Source organism: Streptomyces griseus subsp. griseus (assembly GCF_000720255.1).
GTDB lineage: Bacteria > Actinomycetota > Actinomycetes > Streptomycetales > Streptomycetaceae > Streptomyces > Streptomyces griseus_I.
The window spans coordinates 29,021-43,282 of the sequence record NZ_JOJE01000052.1; the positions used below are offsets into that span (position 1 = coordinate 29,021).

The window sequence follows — 14,262 nt, forward strand, 5'->3', positions numbered from 1 at the left end:
ACGGGGCTGCGAGAATCATGAAGATCCACAAGTACGACACCGTCATCGTCGGCGCCGGTGGCGCGGGCATGCGCGCGGCCATCGAGTCCACGAAGCGCAGCCGCACCGCCGTGCTGACCAAGCTGTACCCCACCCGCTCCCACACGGGCGCCGCGCAGGGCGGCATGGCCGCGGCGCTGGCCAACGTGGAGGAGGACAACTGGGAGTGGCACACCTTCGACACGGTCAAGGGCGGTGACTACCTGGTCGACCAGGACGCCGCCGAGATCCTGGCGAAGGAGGCCATCGACTCGGTCCTCGACCTGGAGAAGATGGGCCTGCCGTTCAACCGCACCCCGAACGGCACGATCGACCAGCGCCGCTTCGGCGGTCACAGCCGTAACCACGGCGAGGCCCCGGTCCGCCGTTCCTGCTACGCGGCCGACCGCACCGGTCACATGATCCTCCAGACGCTGTACCAGAACTGCGTCAAGGAGGGTGTGGAGTTCTACAACGAGTTCTACGTCCTCGACCAGCTGATCACCGAGGTCGACGGCGTCAAGAAGTCGGCGGGTGTGGTCGCCTACGAACTGGCGACCGGTGAGATCCACGTCTTCCAGGCGAAGGCGGTCATCTACGCCTCCGGCGGCTGCGGCAAGTTCTTCAAGGTGACCTCCAACGCGCACACGCTGACCGGTGACGGCCAGGCGGCCGTCTACCGCCGGGGCCTGCCGCTGGAGGACATGGAGTTCTTCCAGTTCCACCCGACCGGCATCTGGCGCATGGGCATCCTGCTGACGGAGGGCGCCCGTGGTGAGGGCGGCATCCTCCGCAACAAGGACGGCGAGCGCTTCATGGAGAAGTACGCGCCGGTCATGAAGGACCTCGCGTCCCGTGACGTCGTCTCGCGCTCCATCTACACGGAGATCCGCGAGGGCCGTGGCTGCGGTCCCGAGGGCGACCACGTCTACCTCGACCTCACCCACCTCCCGCCGGAGCAGCTGGACGCCAAGCTCCCGGACATCACCGAGTTCGCGCGCACCTACCTCGGCATCGAGCCGTACACGGACCCGATCCCGATCCAGCCCACCGCGCACTACGCCATGGGTGGCATCCCGACGAACGTCGAGGGTGAGGTCCTGGCGGACAACACGACGGTCGTCCCCGGCCTGTACGCGGCCGGCGAGGTCGCCTGCGTGTCCGTCCACGGCGCCAACCGCCTCGGCACGAACTCGCTCCTCGACATCAACGTGTTCGGCAAGCGGGCCGGTATCGCGGCGGCGGAGTACTCGCAGACGGCGGACTTCGTCGAGCTGCCGGAGAACCCGGCCGAGCTGGTCGTCTCCCAGATCGAGCGGCTGCGCGACGCGACGGGCACGGAGCGCGTGGCGGAGCTGCGCCGCGAACTGCAGGAGACCATGGACGCGAACGTCATGGTGTTCCGCACCGAGCAGACGATCAAGACGGCGGTCGAGAAGATCGCGGAGCTGCGCGAGCGCTACCGGAACGTCTCGATCCAGGACAAGGGCAAGCGGTTCAACACGGACCTGCTGGAGGCCGTCGAGCTCGGCAACCTCCTGGACCTGGCCGAGGTCATGGCCGTGTCGGCGCTGGCCCGCAAGGAGTCCCGCGGCGGTCACTACCGCGAGGACTACCCCAACCGCGACGACGTCAACTTCATGCGCCACACCATGGCGTACCGCGAGGTGGGCGACGACGGCACCGAGACCGTCCGCCTGGACTACAAGCCGGTCGTCCAGACCCGCTACCAGCCGATGGAGCGTAAGTACTGATGGCAACCCCGACCCTGGACAAGGCGGACGCGGCCGGCACGCCCGAGCCCGGCTTCGCCGACTCGCCCTACATCACCGTCACCTTCCGGGTACGCCGCTTCAACTCGGAGGTCTCGGCGGAGGCGACCTGGGAAGACTTCCAGCTGGAGATCGACCCCAAGGAGCGCGTCCTCGACGGCCTCCACAAGATCAAGTGGGACATCGACGGCACGCTCACCTTCCGCCGTTCCTGCGCCCACGGCATCTGCGGCTCCGACGCGATGCGGATCAACGGCAAGAACCGCCTGGCGTGCAAGACGCTGATCAAGGACATCAACCCCGAGAAGCCGATCACGGTCGAGCCCATCAAGGGCCTGACGGTCCTGAAGGACCTGGTCGTCGACATGGACCCGTTCTTCCAGGCGTACCGGGACGTCATGCCCTTCCTGATCACGAAGGACACGAACGAGCCCACGCGTGAGCGCCTCCAGACGGCCGAGGACCGCGAGCGCTTCGACGACACGACGAAGTGCATCCTCTGCGCCGCCTGCACGTCCTCGTGCCCGGTCTTCTGGAACGACGGCCAGTACTTCGGCCCGGCCGCGATCGTGAACGCGCACCGCTTCATCTTCGACAGCCGTGACGAGGCCGGCGAGCAGCGCCTGGAGATCCTGAACGACAAGGACGGCGTCTGGCGCTGCCGCACCACCTTCAACTGCACGGACGCCTGCCCGCGCGGCATCGAGGTGACGAAGGCGATCGCGGAGGTTAAGCGGGCGCTGATCACGCGGCGCTACTGAGGTTCCCTTCCCGCGTACGTCCATGAGGGCCCCGCTCACCGGTTTGTCACCGGGGGTGGGGCCCTCGGGCGTGTAGGCGTGCGTGGCCACGATCGAGTGAACCCTTGTGACCGGGGCCGAAGGGGGTCCCTCGGCCTACGATGATGCTCTCGGCTCCACCCACAGGAGGCACCGATGTCCGCAGCAGCCGTCGAACAGCAGCCGCACGACGACATCTCGCTGACGGCCCTTGCCGAAGAGATCATGGAGCGCCATCCGGGGTATCGCGTCGAGATCATCGGAGGCCAGATCCTCGTGACCCCGTCCCCGGACGCCGCCCACGCCTGGGCCTTGACCGATCTGGTACTCCCTTTCGCCATGGCGGGGCTTCACGGTGGCGAGACAGCGGTCCTCCAGAACATCAGCATCTGGCTCCCCGACGCTCCCGAGGACTTCGCCACTCCTGACCTCTGCGTCGTCGACGCCGACATTTACGACCACCACATCGAGCGCAACTGCTACGACCCCGTCGTCTTCCGCCTCGTCGTGGAGGTCACCTCCAACAACTGGAAGACGGACCTGCACACCAAGGTCACCGCCTACGCCAACGCCAAGGTGCCGGTCTACGTGATCGTCGACCGCAAACACCAGCGTCTCCACGTCCTCACCGACCCCACCGAGGACGACTACGCAGCGCACCGCGTCCACTCCCCCGGCGAGATGGTCGCCCTCCCCGACTCCATCGGGGCCAAGGTCAAGCTGGACGTCGCCGAGATCCTCAAGGCGGGGCAGCCGAAGACGAACGACTGAGCCGGGGCGTGCGGTCACCTTCTGTCAGGGCCGGCTCGGGGCTACGCCAGGGACGTGTCAGGGATCTTCCTGATGCCGGGTCCCTGGGAGGGGCGCGAGACTCTCGTGCATGGCGAACTCATCGTTACGCAAGGCAAGTCGGGGCGGAGCCCTCCTGGTGGCGGCCGGCGCCTTGTCGGCCGTCCTGGCGCTCGGCACCGTACCGGCGATGGCGGTCGGGTCGGGGCCGACCCCCAGCCCCACCTCAACTGCCCAGCAGCACACGGCGCTGGACGAAACGGCCCTGCAGGCGGCCCTCTCCGACTTCCCCGATCCCAACGTGACGGGCGGCCTGATCCGGATGACGGGACGGGACGGCCGCTGGACAGGCACCGCAGGCCCCTCCGTCCCCTCCCCCGACGCGCACTTCAGAATCGGCAGCATCACGAAGATCTTCACGTCCACCGTCGTGCTGCAGTTGGCCGCCGAGGGACGCCTGAGCCTGGACGACACGGTCCAGGACCTGCTGCCGGGACTCCTCCCCCCCGACTACCACCCCATCACCGTGGGCCAGTTGCTCAGCCACACCAGCGGCCTCCAGATCCCCCTCTGCGCCAAAGAGGACGTCGCCCCGAGGGAGGTGATCGAGTCGGCGCTGTCCTGCGGACACCCGACCGAACCCGGCAAGGTCACCCAGTACAACGGCATCAACTACTGCATAGCGGGCCTGATCGTGGAGAAGGTGACGGGCCACTCCTACGCCCATGAGGTCCACGCCCGCATCCTCCGCCCCCTGCACCTGCGCGACACCTCGGTACCGGCCCTGGACGACTGGTCGATACCGGCGCCGTACACACGGGGAGCGGTAGTGCGGCCGGGCTCGGGCTCGGACGATTTGAAGGACGTGAGCGTCCAGAGCCCCTACGCCTGGGCCGAAGGCGGCATGATCTCCAACGCGCCGGACCTGTCCCGCTTCTTCACGGCCCTCTACCGAGGCCGTCTCCTGCCACCCGCCCAGCAGAAGACCCTCTTCACCCTCCCCACCGGAGTCACCGGCGACAAACAGTTCAGCTACGGCGGCCTCCAACGAACGGTCCTCCCAGGCGGCACCACCGTCTGGGGCAAGAGCGGCTCCTACCCCGGCTACACGAGCGGCGTCTTCGCCACCCGCGACCTACGCCGCGTCCTGGTCTACTCCCTCAACCCGACGGGCCGGACCCCGGAGCTGCCGTACGTGATGCGGATCGCGGAGGCGGCGTTCTGATCTCGGCCGCGTGCTTCAAGACTCGACGCCCCGCCGGTTGATCGCTGTCAGGTCGATCTCGACGTCGAAGGGCACGGATGCCTTGAGCCGGTTGTGGAAGATGCCCTTGAGGGCGTAGGACTTGGTGGCGAAGTCGAGTTCGTGGACGTAGACGACGGGGAGGCCGTTGTCGTCCTGCTCGACCCGCCAGAAGTGGCGCACGCCTGCTGCCGCGTACTTGCGCGGTTTGACCTCGCGGTCGAGTTCCCGGGAGTCGCCGGAGACGACTTCGGCGGCGAGGAGGACGTGCTCGGGCGCCTACCAGGTCTGGTCGGGGCCGGTGACCGCCTCCACCGTGAACACAACAACGTCCGGCTCAGGCCGGTTCTTGCTGTCCAACCTGACCGTCATTTCCCGGTCGACATCGAGGTAGTCCGGAGCCTGCGCCAGGAGGGCGTTGTCCAGCAGGCGCACGGTGCGCGCGTGGAAGGCGGTCTGCGGGCTCCTCGCAACGAGGCTCCCGTCGATCAACTCCGTGTGCGGCGGGAGGTCCGGAATCCGGTCGAGGTCGTCCGCGGTCAAGCCCTCGGGAGGCGGGACCGGCCAGTGGTACGCCAGTTCGTCGTCCAGCCTGTCGTCGGACGCGTCCCTCACCGGTGCTCCCTCGCACTCTCACTCAGGTCCCTGGCGTGAAGCATCGGCTGACTCCACGGCGAACTCCGACGTGTCGAGCTCGAAGTCGAATGGGGCGGGAACACGCAGGGACCGTCCGAACGAGATGTTGGTGCGAGACCGGTACCCCTTGGGGGACGGATCCCAGAACGCGTTGATCTCCTGCATCTTCATGTCGAGCAGGAGATACACGGGCACGACACGGCCGTACGTGTCCAGCTTGTCCAGCCAGTCGACGTCCTTGGTGGAGTCGGAGGTCAGCTCGGCCACGAGGGAGAGAGCCTCGCCGTCGGCGTGCCTGCCTTCGGCGTCGAAGACGGCTTCGTCGGCAACATGGAGATCGGGGCCGAACGCACGTTCCAATCCTGGAAAGGTGAAGAGGAAGGGCGCCACGTCGACGTCATGCCCTTCCGGAGCGTGGCGCTCCAGCTGAAGCCGCAGCGACTTCATCACCCTCTTGTAGCGCAGCTTCGACCACGGCGACACGACGATCTTCCCCCGGATGAGCTCGGCCTTGTAGCCAGCAGGTGTGTCCATCTGCTCGACGATCCGGAGCATGTCCTCGAAGGCCCCGGGCTGAGCAGCGTCTATGGCTGTCGGACGCTCGGCCATGATGGTCACCACGGTCCTCCATTGATTACAGAGCGTGTCGCGTTCCCACGATAGCGCCGGGCTCCCCGGTCCGCCCGGCTCTCGGAACCGGCGCGACCGCGCCGCTGTCGACCGGGGACTCGACCTCGCACCACAGCAGCTTCCCTCCCCGCCCGAAGAGGTAGTCCCCGAGGGGATAGCCGCCCCACGCCTGCGCGTAGTGACCGACGAGGAACAGCCCTCGCCCACCGTCCGCTCCCGCCGGGGCTGGGCGGAGGGGGCCGGACCGCTTGTCGAAGGGCGGCGGGATGTGCGGGTTGGCATCCCAGACACTCACCCGCAGCCGACTCAAGCCCAGGGCTCTGAGCCGGAGGGTCGCGGGCCCGGTGGAGTACCGATACGCATTGGTGACCAGCTCGGAGGCCAACAACTCGGCGGTCTCCCGCACTTGAGACATGCCGTGCCCGGCAAGTACGGCCCGGAGGGTAACCCGGGCGATGCGGGCGGCCCGTGGGTCGTGGGGCAGTTGTAGCGCGTATGCCCATGTTGGGCCTTCTTCGCACTCCGACGGGGATACGGTGACCATGAACGCCTCCTGCGGTGGGGGGACAACTTGGTTCGCTTGACGGCCCGGCCAGGCGGTGGCAGTGCCGCGCGTACGGGTAGTGGCGCAGTGCGCTTCCGGGGTATCAGCGGGGCCGGTCGAGCAGCGTGTTCCTCACCGTAGACTGCATTCCCTGAACCTTTTGCATGCATCAGCAAAAGGTTCAGGGATTTACCTCGCGTGGGTGACCGCCCCGCCAGGTGTACGGAACGGAGCGAGGACATGGCGCCACGAAGCGTCCCCACCGCACGCCGTCTGCGCATCGGCATCGAGCTACGTCGCCTGCGAGAGCGGGCCGGCATGACCGCAGCCGAGGCCGCCCGCACCCTAGGAACCACTCAGGCCCAGGTCAGTAACATCGAGGCCAACCGCTTCGGCATCAGCGCGGAACGCGTGCGCACCTTGGCTCACATCTACGGCTGCACGGACGAACCCCTCGTCGACGCCCTCGCCGGCATGGCGGCGGATCGAACGCGCGGCTGGTGGGAGGAGTACAGGGACACCCTGCCGCCCCGCCTCCTTGACCTGGCGGAGCTGGAACACCACTCCACTGCATTGCGCGTTACCCAGGTCATCAACATCCCCGGCCTGCTCCAGACCCCTGAGCACGCCCGAGCACTGTTCCGCGAAGCCGTCCCGGCGCTGCGCCCGCACGAAATCGAGTACCGCATCTCCCATCGCATCAAGCGCCAGGCCGTCCTCCACCGCGAGGAACCACCGCCGTACACCGCCATCGTCCACGAGGCCGCCCTGCGCATGCAGTTCGGCGGCCGCGAGGTGGCGAAGGCCCAGCTGGAACACCTGACCGAGGTCAGTGAGCAGCCCAACGTCAACGTACGCGTGATTCCGTTCAACGGCACGTCGTTCCCCACCACGGGACACGCCGTCGACTACTTCCACGGCCCGGTACCAACGCTCGACACCGTGGAGGTCGACACAGCCCACGGCAGCGAACTGGTCGATGCAGCCGGACAGTTGGAGAAGTACCGTCTCGTCTTGGACCGCATGGAGGCAGTCGCCCTGAAACCTCCCGCCTCCCGCGACCTCATCCATCACATCGCCCAGGACATCTGAGAGACGAGACATGACCGAAATGAACTGGCAGAAGTCATCCTTCAGCGAAGAAGGCTCCGCCTGCGTCTACCTCGCCGCCATCGCCACCGGGACCATCCTCCTGCGAGAAAGCGACGACCCGGAAACCATCCTCACCACCAGTCGTCCCCAGATAGGCGCGCTGATAGCCGCCCTGAGATCCGCAAGCCACACGAGCTAATCCGGCAGTACGACCACATCGGCAGACGGTACACCTGGCTTCGGGTACGCCCTACGGAACTCACCGCTGATTAACACGTCCTGCACCACACGGTGGACGTTGCCCACATGCACGGTACTCCCAGGCATCGTCGGAGTCCCCGGAGCAGCCTTGCCTCGTTGGTGGAGCGGCAACGGTGTGAAAGGTACCGACGGCACGCAAGGTGTCGGCGCCGCCCAGCACGTGGGCGATCTCTGCTCACGGAATCCGGTAGTTCCTCGTCGAACATCGCCGAGACCGAGACGTCGGAGTTGCCGATCTCTCCTCCGCCTCAGCCAGGGCGGGGGCGTCCGGCGTGCAAGGGGTGTAGCGGACCTCGAACGCCCCTGCTGCGCCGCAGCATTACTCGGGCACCAGGCGGGCCCTATGCACGGGTTCATACAGGGAAGCGCGTCGATAAGCTGCCATAGATTTGGCACTTCCCAACCACTCCCCAGAATGCCCCGCCCCTAGCGCGCTCCTTCCGTGAGCAACAGGCTGTAGCCAACACCGACTTGAAGGGCCTCAGCCGCTCACCGAGAAACGCTGAATCACCGGGTTCATGGCCAATTTGAGGCTATATTGAGTCAATCGAAGATACGCCTCCTGCAGAAATCCGGTAAACGCTTCCTCAAGCTCTTCACGCTCCACCGAAGCCTGCCAGGAACGCTTCGAAGGACTCATGACGATGAGATCACCGTTGTGACGTAGACGACTCGGTGTCACCGCCACCATGTACGCCAACGTTGTCCGACTCCGCCTCCAACGCAACGCCATCGACCTACTCGGCCGCGGCCTCCGCAACCCCGCCGAGACAACCTGCAAGCACGACGACGGCGACGAACCACCCCTCGTCGGATCCTCCGTCCGCTGACGTTGCCGTCAACTACTGCTTTCAAGACGCACTGAGACCCCGCCAAGCAGATGTTGACGGGGTCTCAGATTTGCGCTGCGATTCCTGGAGGAGCCGCGCTACCGATTCAACGTCGAGGCGCCAGATCCACTAGTGTCGTCCGGAATTCGAAGAATCTATTCCTCGATAAGTTCATCGAGCTTATCTGCAGATTTTGGAGTTCCCAGTTCTTGAGCTGTAGACACGAGGCGCTCATAGTAAGCCGAGGAGATCGGAAGAGAATCCTCGTAGATCCATGAGCACATCGTATCGAATGCCAACTCCTCTTCACCCACGCTCATCAGGTGGCGAACGTCGGCAATAACCTCTTCCGAAGTCAGAGGAGATTCCTCAAGGAGTTGCGAGACGAGAGCCCGCACGTACTGATACCGCTCCATACGCCACACTCCTTCACTTCGGGAAAGCCGTGAGAACTCTACCGGTTAGCGGCTCAAAGCGAACCTCGATACTCACCCCTCGCACCTCTCCAGTGATTGCCTGAACGGCAGGATCACCCTTCCTCGTCCGGAGAGTTTTCTCAGCATAATTAGCTGAACCGGTTTTCCAGATACGCGTACTGTTTGGACTCGTGGCGACATCTGCCACGGCATCCAGGATGTCGTCGTCGCTCCACCCCTTTGGAAAGACTGTCTTTCCAGGCAGTCCCGGATAAGCGTGTCCGTTGAGGATGTGCTGGGCATCGTCACCAAGCAGCTTTCGCCCAATCCCGCCACAGTTGCTGTTATGAACGAGGACCGGAGTCTTACCCGCCAGCACATAGTATGTGTGCTACGCGGCCCCTCTGTACCTGCGTTTTCGCAGGTCAAGTGGTGTTCGGCGGTTCCGCTGAGGTACGGGTTCGGCCGGGGTTGTTCGTGGTTGTTGCCGTCACTACTGCCGTCAGAGGTCCAGACCCGGCCCGGGCCTCTGGGCTATTTGAGGTGCTCGGTGAGGTCGTCCACGGTCCAGTCGGCCTGGCGGAGGATGGAGCGGAGGGTGCCGGGCGCGAGGGAGCGGTGCAGGGGCACGATGACGGTGCGGCCGTCCTTGCGGTACTTGGCGTGGCTGCCCCGGGTCGCGATGTGGCCGAAGCCGGCGCGTTCGAGTGCCTTGGCGATCTCGGTGCCGGACAGGCCGTGAGGGACGGCGGGGCTCATGCGACGCGGACCTCGACCGGCGCGGTGATCACGTCGGCGACGACCTCGGGGGCGGGGGCGTCCTCGAAGTACAGCTCCAGCGCCTCGCGGAGGTTGGCCAGTGCCTCTTCGATGCTCTCCCCCTGGCTGGTGACCTCGACCTGGAGACAGCGGGCCACGTACCACTCGTCCTCACGGGTGACCGCAGCGGTCAGGTGCAGTGCGCGCGTCATAGATGAAAGTGTGGCATGCCGGGCGACGCCGTCAGAGGTTTTCCGGCCGCGGACCACCGCATGCGGTGAGTCTCCGGCGACGTGCGGTCGGGGGCGACTCCCCGCAGGAGGCGACGCAGGCCACCGCCCTCGGTGAGCCCGGCGACGGACGTGAGGGTCGGCCCCCTGGCCGGCCCTGTGCCTACGATCCGACCGTAGGACGGTCGTAGGCGACAACTTGCTCCGGCAGGAGCCCGACTCCGGTCGGCCAGCCGAGCTGGCCGGTTGCCACTCCCGCAGCCCCGAGTGACGGCCCGGCAACGGGGGCGTGACCCGGGGCTGCGGCGCGGCTGACCTCCAGAGTGAACGGCGGGCTTGTCGGCGACGTTCGGCCAGCTCAGATGTGCGGGCGCCGCCTTGAACCTCGAACCTCGTAGAGAAAATCTGAACGCACGCCCCCGGGCCGCCCGGCACGGCGGGTCAGCGGCCCCGCTCGCCGCCGCCCGTCTCCAGGGCCTCGACGCGGCCACGAAGGTCGGCCAGCTGCTGAACGGCGTCGGCCAGCGCCCGTTCCAGCGCCTCGACGCGGGCCGTCGCCCCGCCGACGGGGGCGGTCGCCTCCGGACCGTCGAGGTCATCGGCGCCGTCGGGGTGGTCGCGGTGGGCGACGAAGGCGCCCTTGCCAGGACGGGAGACCGCCCACCCGTCCTGCTTCAGCAGGGTCATGGCCTTCTGCACGGTCAGGCTCGACGCCCCGAACTCGCGCATCAGCGCGGTCTGCGTCGGCAGCGGATCCCCCGCGCCGAGTCCGCCCGCGCGGATCCGCTCCCGCAGGGTCTCGGCGATGACCTCGAACGTCAGCTGCACCCCGCTGCCCGCCGGCCTGCGCCCGCGCCGTCCCACCACCACGCCGGTCATCCCCCGCTTTCCACGCCCTCTACCAGCACAATCCGGCCCGTCCAAACCGGGAAACCGGCCCCACACTACCCGCGTCCCACCACCCACAAGAAAGGAATCAGGAGGGATGCACTTGAATGCGTCCGTGGACCGATGTTAACGTCACGCACCCGCCGGTGATCACCACCGCGCCCCGCCGACCAGTCCCCTGGTCTGGCCCCCGCGCCCAACTCCGAGGGCGCCCCCGTTCCCTGTGAGCCGATCACTTCGGCCTGCCCACGCCGCCCCGCGCCGTACCGCTTCCGCACTCCCACCGAAAGGCCCCCTTCCACATGCCCGCACAGCTCCAACTCCCGTACCCCCGCGACCGTTCCAGCCGCCTCGCTCCCGTCGTCGTCGTTCACCACGCAGACCTGCCCGGCAGACGTCACCGCCTCGGCGGCAGGGCGGTCGGCGCTGGAGCGCCGCGCCAGGCTCACCACCAAGCTGGCGAAGCTCGCCGCAACCGGCCAACTCGCGCCCCTCGCACGGCAGATAGCCTGACTCGGTGGATGCGCGCACCCGATCCGCCTCACCGGGCACCGCACCCGTCTGGACAGTGCGACCGGCGAGATTCTCGACCACTTCGATTCCGGCAGGCTCCCGGCGGGCGAACTGCTGGTCCGCTGCGGCAACCGCCGCGCCACCCGCTGCTCCGCCTGCTCGACCGTCTACCGCTACGACACCTACCAGCTCATCGCCGCCGGACTGTGCGGAGGCAAGACCGTCCCCACCAGCGTCGCCACGCACCCGCGCGTGTTCGCCACCCTCACCGCCCCCGGCTTCGGCCCCGTCCACAACCAGCCCGACACCGACCGCTGCCACTGCGGCCAGGTCGACTCCGACGACGACCGGCTGTTGGGCACCCCGCTCAACCCCGAGCGGTACGACTACATGGGCGCGGTCCTGTGGAACGCGCACGCCCCGGCCCTGTGGGCACGCTTCACCACCCACCTACGCCGCGAAATCGCCAAGGCCGCCGGCCTCACCCAGCGCACGCTGCGCCACCACGCCACACTCTCGTACGCCAAGGTCGCCGAGTACCAAAACGCGGCCAGGTCCACTTCCACGCCGTCATCCGCCTCGACGGACCCACCGGCCCCACCAGCACCCCGCCCGCCTGGGCCACCACCCAGCTCCTCGACCACGCCGTCCGCGCCGCCGCACGCACCCGCGTCCACCACGAGGGCGAACCGCCGAAGCAACCGCAGCCCGCCGGGCGCGTCCCCGCGCCCCAGCCCCAAGCCTCAGATCGGCCAGGGCGGTTGGTGTTCCGGTTCGGGCGGCAGATCGACGTCCGCGCGATCCGCGGCACCGACTTCACCGGCGACGGCCCCGTCACCGACCGGCACGTCGCCGCCTACATCGCCAAGTACGCCACCAAGGGCGCCGAGACCACCACCGGCACCCTCGACCGCCGACTCCTCGCCGAACTCGCCGCCCACGACATCACCGACCACGCCCGCCGCATGATCCACGCCGCCTGGCACCTCGCCCCCAAGCGCCGGCACGCCCACCTCCGCCTGCGCCAATGGGCCCACATGCTCGGCTTCCGAGGCCACTCCCCCCGCACCCGCCACTACTCCACCACCCTCGCCCACCTCCGAGCCGAACGCATCGCCTGGCGAACCTGCCGACCCGACACCCAGACCACAACCCCAGCGTCGGCTCAGACGCAGGCCGACCAGACAGACGGCAGTCCGGTCGATGACCGCACCGGACACCGCACTGACCTGGCCCCCGGTCACCGCAACATCACCGGTCAGCGCGCGGACTCGGACACGACCCTGGTCATCTCCCACTGTCAGTACGCCGGAACCGGCCTCCTGCCCGAACTCGAACACCTCGACGACCTCCTGACCGCAAAACGGCAGACCCGACCCGAGCAACCGACCCGAACCCTCGGCTCGAAGCGCTCCGGTGACCGCGCCGGTCACTCCACCGGTCACCCGGCCGATCTCCACTGATCGGCCGACCAGTACTGACCGGCCGGGGGCCGTCACGTGACCGCCAACACGGAACTCCTCACCGTCCCCCAGGTCATGGAACGCCTCCAACTCGGCCGCACCGCCGTCTACGACCTCATCCACACCCGCCAACTCGCCTCCCTCACCCTCGGCCGCGCCCGCCGCATCCCCACCCACTCCCTCACCGACTTCATCCGCACCCGCCTCGAACAGGAAGCCGCCGCCTGATGACCACACCCCGCGACACCCCCGCCTCCCGCCGTGTGCGTGCCAACGGCGACGGAACCGTCTACCAGCGCAAGGACCGCCGCTGGGAAGCCGCCGGATACGTCCTCGCCCCCGGCAACGATCCTGCTGGCCAATTGCGTTGCTGATCGGTTGTGATGCTCGTTGGCTACGTGTAGCGGTCGCGTCTTCCGTCATCGGCCGCAGGGTGGGGTGTGGGGTGTCGATGCAGGCGCGGCCGTGGCCGCTCTGAAGGTGAGTGCTATGGGAAAGCCACCCAAAGGGTATGGAGTCACAACGGGCTCTGGGATTCCGATTACCGACTGCAGTTGCAGCGTGGTATGCCCTGACAGCCATGGCTGCGCCTGCCTCTTTGACATCGGTTCACAGCAGTGCACGTGCATTTGCACGGAGATGGCAGAGAGTGTCGAGGAATATCCTAAGTTGACTCCCGACACTGAAATCAAGCTCTGTGCGAAGGAGATTGACCTCGCCATCCTGGGGTGGTTTCTCGGCAGTCTGTGCACGGCGGACGTGTTCATCCCGGCTCTAGCGGTGGATAGAAAAGTATCTCTGACTCTGGAAGGAGTGCGGTTCGATACCGCGATCAAAGAATCCGGGTTGGTCATTCTCGACAACCAAGCGGGCGCTTAATGGGGTGCAAGTAAGAACCGTCCCGACGTGTTGCGGCTGGTGACGATCCTGCTGGCCGTTTCGGGGTCACGCGGTGAGGGAGAGGTCGAGGCGGGCGAGGTGGCTGCTGCGGGTTCGGTCAAGGGGATGGCCGTTCCACCAGGCGTCGAGGCGGATGAGGTTGAGCGCGACCGCCGAGTACGCGTGCTCCAGATGAGTCTTTTGCAGACCGCGATAGCGGGCGCGTCTCATGCCAGTGACAGCGACGGCCTGGTGGATGGTGCCCTCGACGCCGGCGCGGGTGGCATATTTGGCCCGCCATTCCTGACTGGTCTGCTGAGTGCGGGCCTCATCGAGGACCTGCTGCTGATCGCGGGGACGCAGGGAGAGTGTGCGGCCGCCGCTTTTGGCTCGGGTGCACTTGTCGCGGACTGGGCAGGGCTGAGTGCGTTGTGGCAAAGGGAGTCCCTGTTCGATGAGCAGGGGCTTCTTCGTGTGCGGGGCGTGATCGCGACGGAGTAGGGGCAGGCAGCGGGCGGCT

Annotated in this window: 19 protein-coding genes and 2 pseudogenes; 11 read left to right on the top strand and 10 right to left on the bottom strand. The window is 67.1% G+C overall.

Annotation, left to right across the window (positions count from 1 at the left end):
• The first annotated feature begins 17 nt into the window (after positions 1 to 17).
• The 4 genes from sdhA (at position 18) to IG99_RS39105 (ending at position 4,583) form a co-directional block, all read left to right on the top strand.
• Positions 18 to 1,772: a succinate dehydrogenase flavoprotein subunit gene (sdhA, locus tag IG99_RS39090; RefSeq protein ID WP_037682905.1), complete on the top strand. Its 1,755-nt coding sequence runs from the start codon at positions 18 to 20 to the stop codon at positions 1,770 to 1,772.
• Positions 1,772 to 2,551 (top strand): succinate dehydrogenase iron-sulfur subunit, encoded by a 780-nt coding sequence (locus IG99_RS39095; RefSeq protein WP_037682907.1) that lies wholly within the window; start codon positions 1,772 to 1,774, stop codon positions 2,549 to 2,551. Before sdhA ends, IG99_RS39095 begins: the two co-directional genes overlap by 1 nt.
• 174 nt (positions 2,552 to 2,725) lie before the next feature.
• Positions 2,726 to 3,340 (top strand): Uma2 family endonuclease, encoded by a 615-nt coding sequence (locus tag IG99_RS39100; RefSeq protein ID WP_037682908.1) that lies wholly within the window; start codon positions 2,726 to 2,728, stop codon positions 3,338 to 3,340.
• Between the two features lie 109 nt (positions 3,341 to 3,449).
• Entirely contained in the window at positions 3,450 to 4,583 is a 1,134-nt protein-coding gene (locus IG99_RS39105) for a serine hydrolase domain-containing protein (protein WP_063768388.1), read from the top strand.
• 15 nt (positions 4,584 to 4,598) lie between these two features.
• On the opposite strand, the pseudogene IG99_RS39110 reads toward IG99_RS39105, so the two are convergent.
• From IG99_RS39110 to IG99_RS39120, 3 genes and pseudogenes are all read right to left on the bottom strand, one after another.
• Positions 4,599 to 5,216: pseudogene (locus IG99_RS39110) on the bottom strand (Uma2 family endonuclease).
• Between the two features lie 18 nt (positions 5,217 to 5,234).
• Positions 5,235 to 5,846, bottom strand: coding sequence for a Uma2 family endonuclease (locus IG99_RS39115; protein ID WP_051866492.1), 612 nt, complete (start codon positions 5,844 to 5,846; stop codon positions 5,235 to 5,237).
• Between the two features lie 25 nt (positions 5,847 to 5,871).
• A complete protein-coding gene (locus tag IG99_RS39120; protein ID WP_078948183.1) occupies positions 5,872 to 6,411 on the bottom strand; it encodes an ATP-binding protein in 540 nt (179 codons plus the stop codon).
• Between the two features lie 240 nt (positions 6,412 to 6,651).
• Here IG99_RS39120 and IG99_RS39125 point away from each other — a divergent pair, with 240 nt between their 5' ends.
• Together IG99_RS39125 and IG99_RS39130 are read left to right on the top strand one after the other, a co-directional pair.
• Entirely contained in the window at positions 6,652 to 7,503 is an 852-nt protein-coding gene (locus tag IG99_RS39125) for a helix-turn-helix domain-containing protein (RefSeq protein ID WP_037682909.1), read from the top strand.
• A 10-nt stretch (positions 7,504 to 7,513) separates the two neighbouring features.
• Entirely contained in the window at positions 7,514 to 7,702 is a 189-nt protein-coding gene (locus IG99_RS39130) for a DUF397 domain-containing protein (RefSeq protein ID WP_037682911.1), read from the top strand.
• A 543-nt stretch (positions 7,703 to 8,245) separates the two neighbouring features.
• Here IG99_RS39130 and IG99_RS49245 read toward each other — a convergent pair.
• A complete protein-coding gene (locus tag IG99_RS49245; RefSeq protein ID WP_158973329.1) occupies positions 8,246 to 8,455 on the bottom strand; it encodes a hypothetical protein in 210 nt (69 codons plus the stop codon).
• On the opposite strand from IG99_RS49245, the gene IG99_RS49850 reads away from it, so the two are divergent.
• Positions 8,454 to 8,594 (top strand): hypothetical protein, encoded by a 141-nt coding sequence (locus IG99_RS49850; protein ID WP_199815707.1) that lies wholly within the window; start codon positions 8,454 to 8,456, stop codon positions 8,592 to 8,594. The two genes, IG99_RS49245 and IG99_RS49850, sit on opposite strands and share 2 nt — an antisense overlap.
• Positions 8,595 to 8,749: 155 nt before the next feature.
• On the opposite strand, the gene IG99_RS39135 is transcribed toward IG99_RS49850, so the two are convergent.
• The 5 genes from IG99_RS39135 to IG99_RS39150 form a co-directional block, all read right to left on the bottom strand.
• Complete coding sequence (locus IG99_RS39135) at positions 8,750 to 9,010, bottom strand: MafI family immunity protein (RefSeq protein WP_037682913.1); 261 nt, start codon at positions 9,008 to 9,010, stop codon at positions 8,750 to 8,752.
• A 13-nt stretch (positions 9,011 to 9,023) separates the two neighbouring features.
• Entirely contained in the window at positions 9,024 to 9,389 is a 366-nt protein-coding gene (locus IG99_RS52230; protein WP_078948184.1) for an EndoU domain-containing protein, read from the bottom strand.
• A gap of 155 nt (positions 9,390 to 9,544) precedes the next feature.
• Positions 9,545 to 9,769, bottom strand: a complete 225-nt coding sequence (locus tag IG99_RS39140) for a type II toxin-antitoxin system HicA family toxin (RefSeq protein WP_037682916.1) — start codon at positions 9,767 to 9,769, stop codon at positions 9,545 to 9,547.
• Positions 9,766 to 9,981, bottom strand: a complete 216-nt coding sequence (locus tag IG99_RS39145) for a type II toxin-antitoxin system HicB family antitoxin (protein WP_030735400.1) — start codon at positions 9,979 to 9,981, stop codon at positions 9,766 to 9,768. Before IG99_RS39145 ends, IG99_RS39140 begins: the two co-directional genes overlap by 4 nt.
• A 459-nt stretch (positions 9,982 to 10,440) precedes the next feature.
• Positions 10,441 to 10,878, bottom strand: coding sequence for a GntR family transcriptional regulator (locus IG99_RS39150; RefSeq protein WP_051866486.1), 438 nt, complete (start codon positions 10,876 to 10,878; stop codon positions 10,441 to 10,443).
• A 311-nt stretch (positions 10,879 to 11,189) separates the two neighbouring features.
• Here IG99_RS39150 and IG99_RS46730 point away from each other — a divergent pair.
• The 4 genes and pseudogenes from IG99_RS46730 (at position 11,190) to IG99_RS39165 (ending at position 13,742) form a co-directional block, all read left to right on the top strand.
• Positions 11,190 to 12,903, top strand: a pseudogene (locus IG99_RS46730) (replication initiator).
• Positions 12,900 to 13,091 (top strand): helix-turn-helix domain-containing protein, encoded by a 192-nt coding sequence (locus IG99_RS39160; RefSeq protein ID WP_037682919.1) that lies wholly within the window; start codon positions 12,900 to 12,902, stop codon positions 13,089 to 13,091. The pseudogene IG99_RS46730 and the gene IG99_RS39160 overlap by 4 nt, the downstream one beginning before the upstream one ends.
• Entirely contained in the window at positions 13,091 to 13,237 is a 147-nt protein-coding gene (locus tag IG99_RS48270) for a hypothetical protein (RefSeq protein WP_463607366.1), read from the top strand. Before IG99_RS39160 ends, IG99_RS48270 begins: the two co-directional genes overlap by 1 nt.
• Before the next feature lie 265 nt (positions 13,238 to 13,502).
• Positions 13,503 to 13,742, top strand: a complete 240-nt coding sequence (locus IG99_RS39165) for a hypothetical protein (protein WP_037682921.1) — start codon at positions 13,503 to 13,505, stop codon at positions 13,740 to 13,742.
• A gap of 66 nt (positions 13,743 to 13,808) precedes the next feature.
• On the opposite strand, the gene IG99_RS46735 is transcribed toward IG99_RS39165, so the two are convergent.
• Complete coding sequence (locus tag IG99_RS46735; RefSeq protein ID WP_234312109.1) at positions 13,809 to 14,180, bottom strand: transposase; 372 nt, start codon at positions 14,178 to 14,180, stop codon at positions 13,809 to 13,811.
• Positions 14,181 to 14,262 lie beyond the last annotated feature (82 nt).

What these genes read in the sequence shown, in the direction of transcription:
- sdhA (WP_037682905.1), top strand. Translation starts at nt 18, where the DNA reads ATGAAGATCCACAAGTACGACACCGTCATCGTCGGCGCCGGTGGCGCG.
- IG99_RS39095 (WP_037682907.1), top strand. Translation starts at nt 1,772, where the DNA reads ATGGCAACCCCGACCCTGGACAAGGCGGACGCGGCCGGCACGCCCGAG.
- IG99_RS39100 (WP_037682908.1), top strand. Translation starts at nt 2,726, where the DNA reads ATGTCCGCAGCAGCCGTCGAACAGCAGCCGCACGACGACATCTCGCTG.
- IG99_RS39105 (WP_063768388.1), top strand. Translation starts at nt 3,450, where the DNA reads ATGGCGAACTCATCGTTACGCAAGGCAAGTCGGGGCGGAGCCCTCCTG.
- IG99_RS39115 (WP_051866492.1), bottom strand. Translation starts at nt 5,846, where the DNA reads ATGGCCGAGCGTCCGACAGCCATAGACGCTGCTCAGCCCGGGGCCTTC.
- IG99_RS39120 (WP_078948183.1), bottom strand. Translation starts at nt 6,411, where the DNA reads ATGGTCACCGTATCCCCGTCGGAGTGCGAAGAAGGCCCAACATGGGCA.
- IG99_RS39125 (WP_037682909.1), top strand. Translation starts at nt 6,652, where the DNA reads ATGGCGCCACGAAGCGTCCCCACCGCACGCCGTCTGCGCATCGGCATC.
- IG99_RS39130 (WP_037682911.1), top strand. Translation starts at nt 7,514, where the DNA reads ATGACCGAAATGAACTGGCAGAAGTCATCCTTCAGCGAAGAAGGCTCC.
- IG99_RS49850 (WP_199815707.1), top strand. Translation starts at nt 8,454, where the DNA reads ATGTACGCCAACGTTGTCCGACTCCGCCTCCAACGCAACGCCATCGAC.
- IG99_RS49245 (WP_158973329.1), bottom strand. Translation starts at nt 8,455, where the DNA reads ATGGTGGCGGTGACACCGAGTCGTCTACGTCACAACGGTGATCTCATC.
- IG99_RS39135 (WP_037682913.1), bottom strand. Translation starts at nt 9,010, where the DNA reads ATGGAGCGGTATCAGTACGTGCGGGCTCTCGTCTCGCAACTCCTTGAG.
- IG99_RS39140 (WP_037682916.1), bottom strand. Translation starts at nt 9,769, where the DNA reads ATGAGCCCCGCCGTCCCTCACGGCCTGTCCGGCACCGAGATCGCCAAG.
- IG99_RS39145 (WP_030735400.1), bottom strand. Translation starts at nt 9,981, where the DNA reads ATGACGCGCGCACTGCACCTGACCGCTGCGGTCACCCGTGAGGACGAG.
- IG99_RS39150 (WP_051866486.1), bottom strand. Translation starts at nt 10,878, where the DNA reads ATGACCGGCGTGGTGGTGGGACGGCGCGGGCGCAGGCCGGCGGGCAGC.
- IG99_RS48270 (WP_463607366.1), top strand. Translation starts at nt 13,091, where the DNA reads ATGACCACACCCCGCGACACCCCCGCCTCCCGCCGTGTGCGTGCCAAC.
- IG99_RS39165 (WP_037682921.1), top strand. Translation starts at nt 13,503, where the DNA reads ATGGCAGAGAGTGTCGAGGAATATCCTAAGTTGACTCCCGACACTGAA.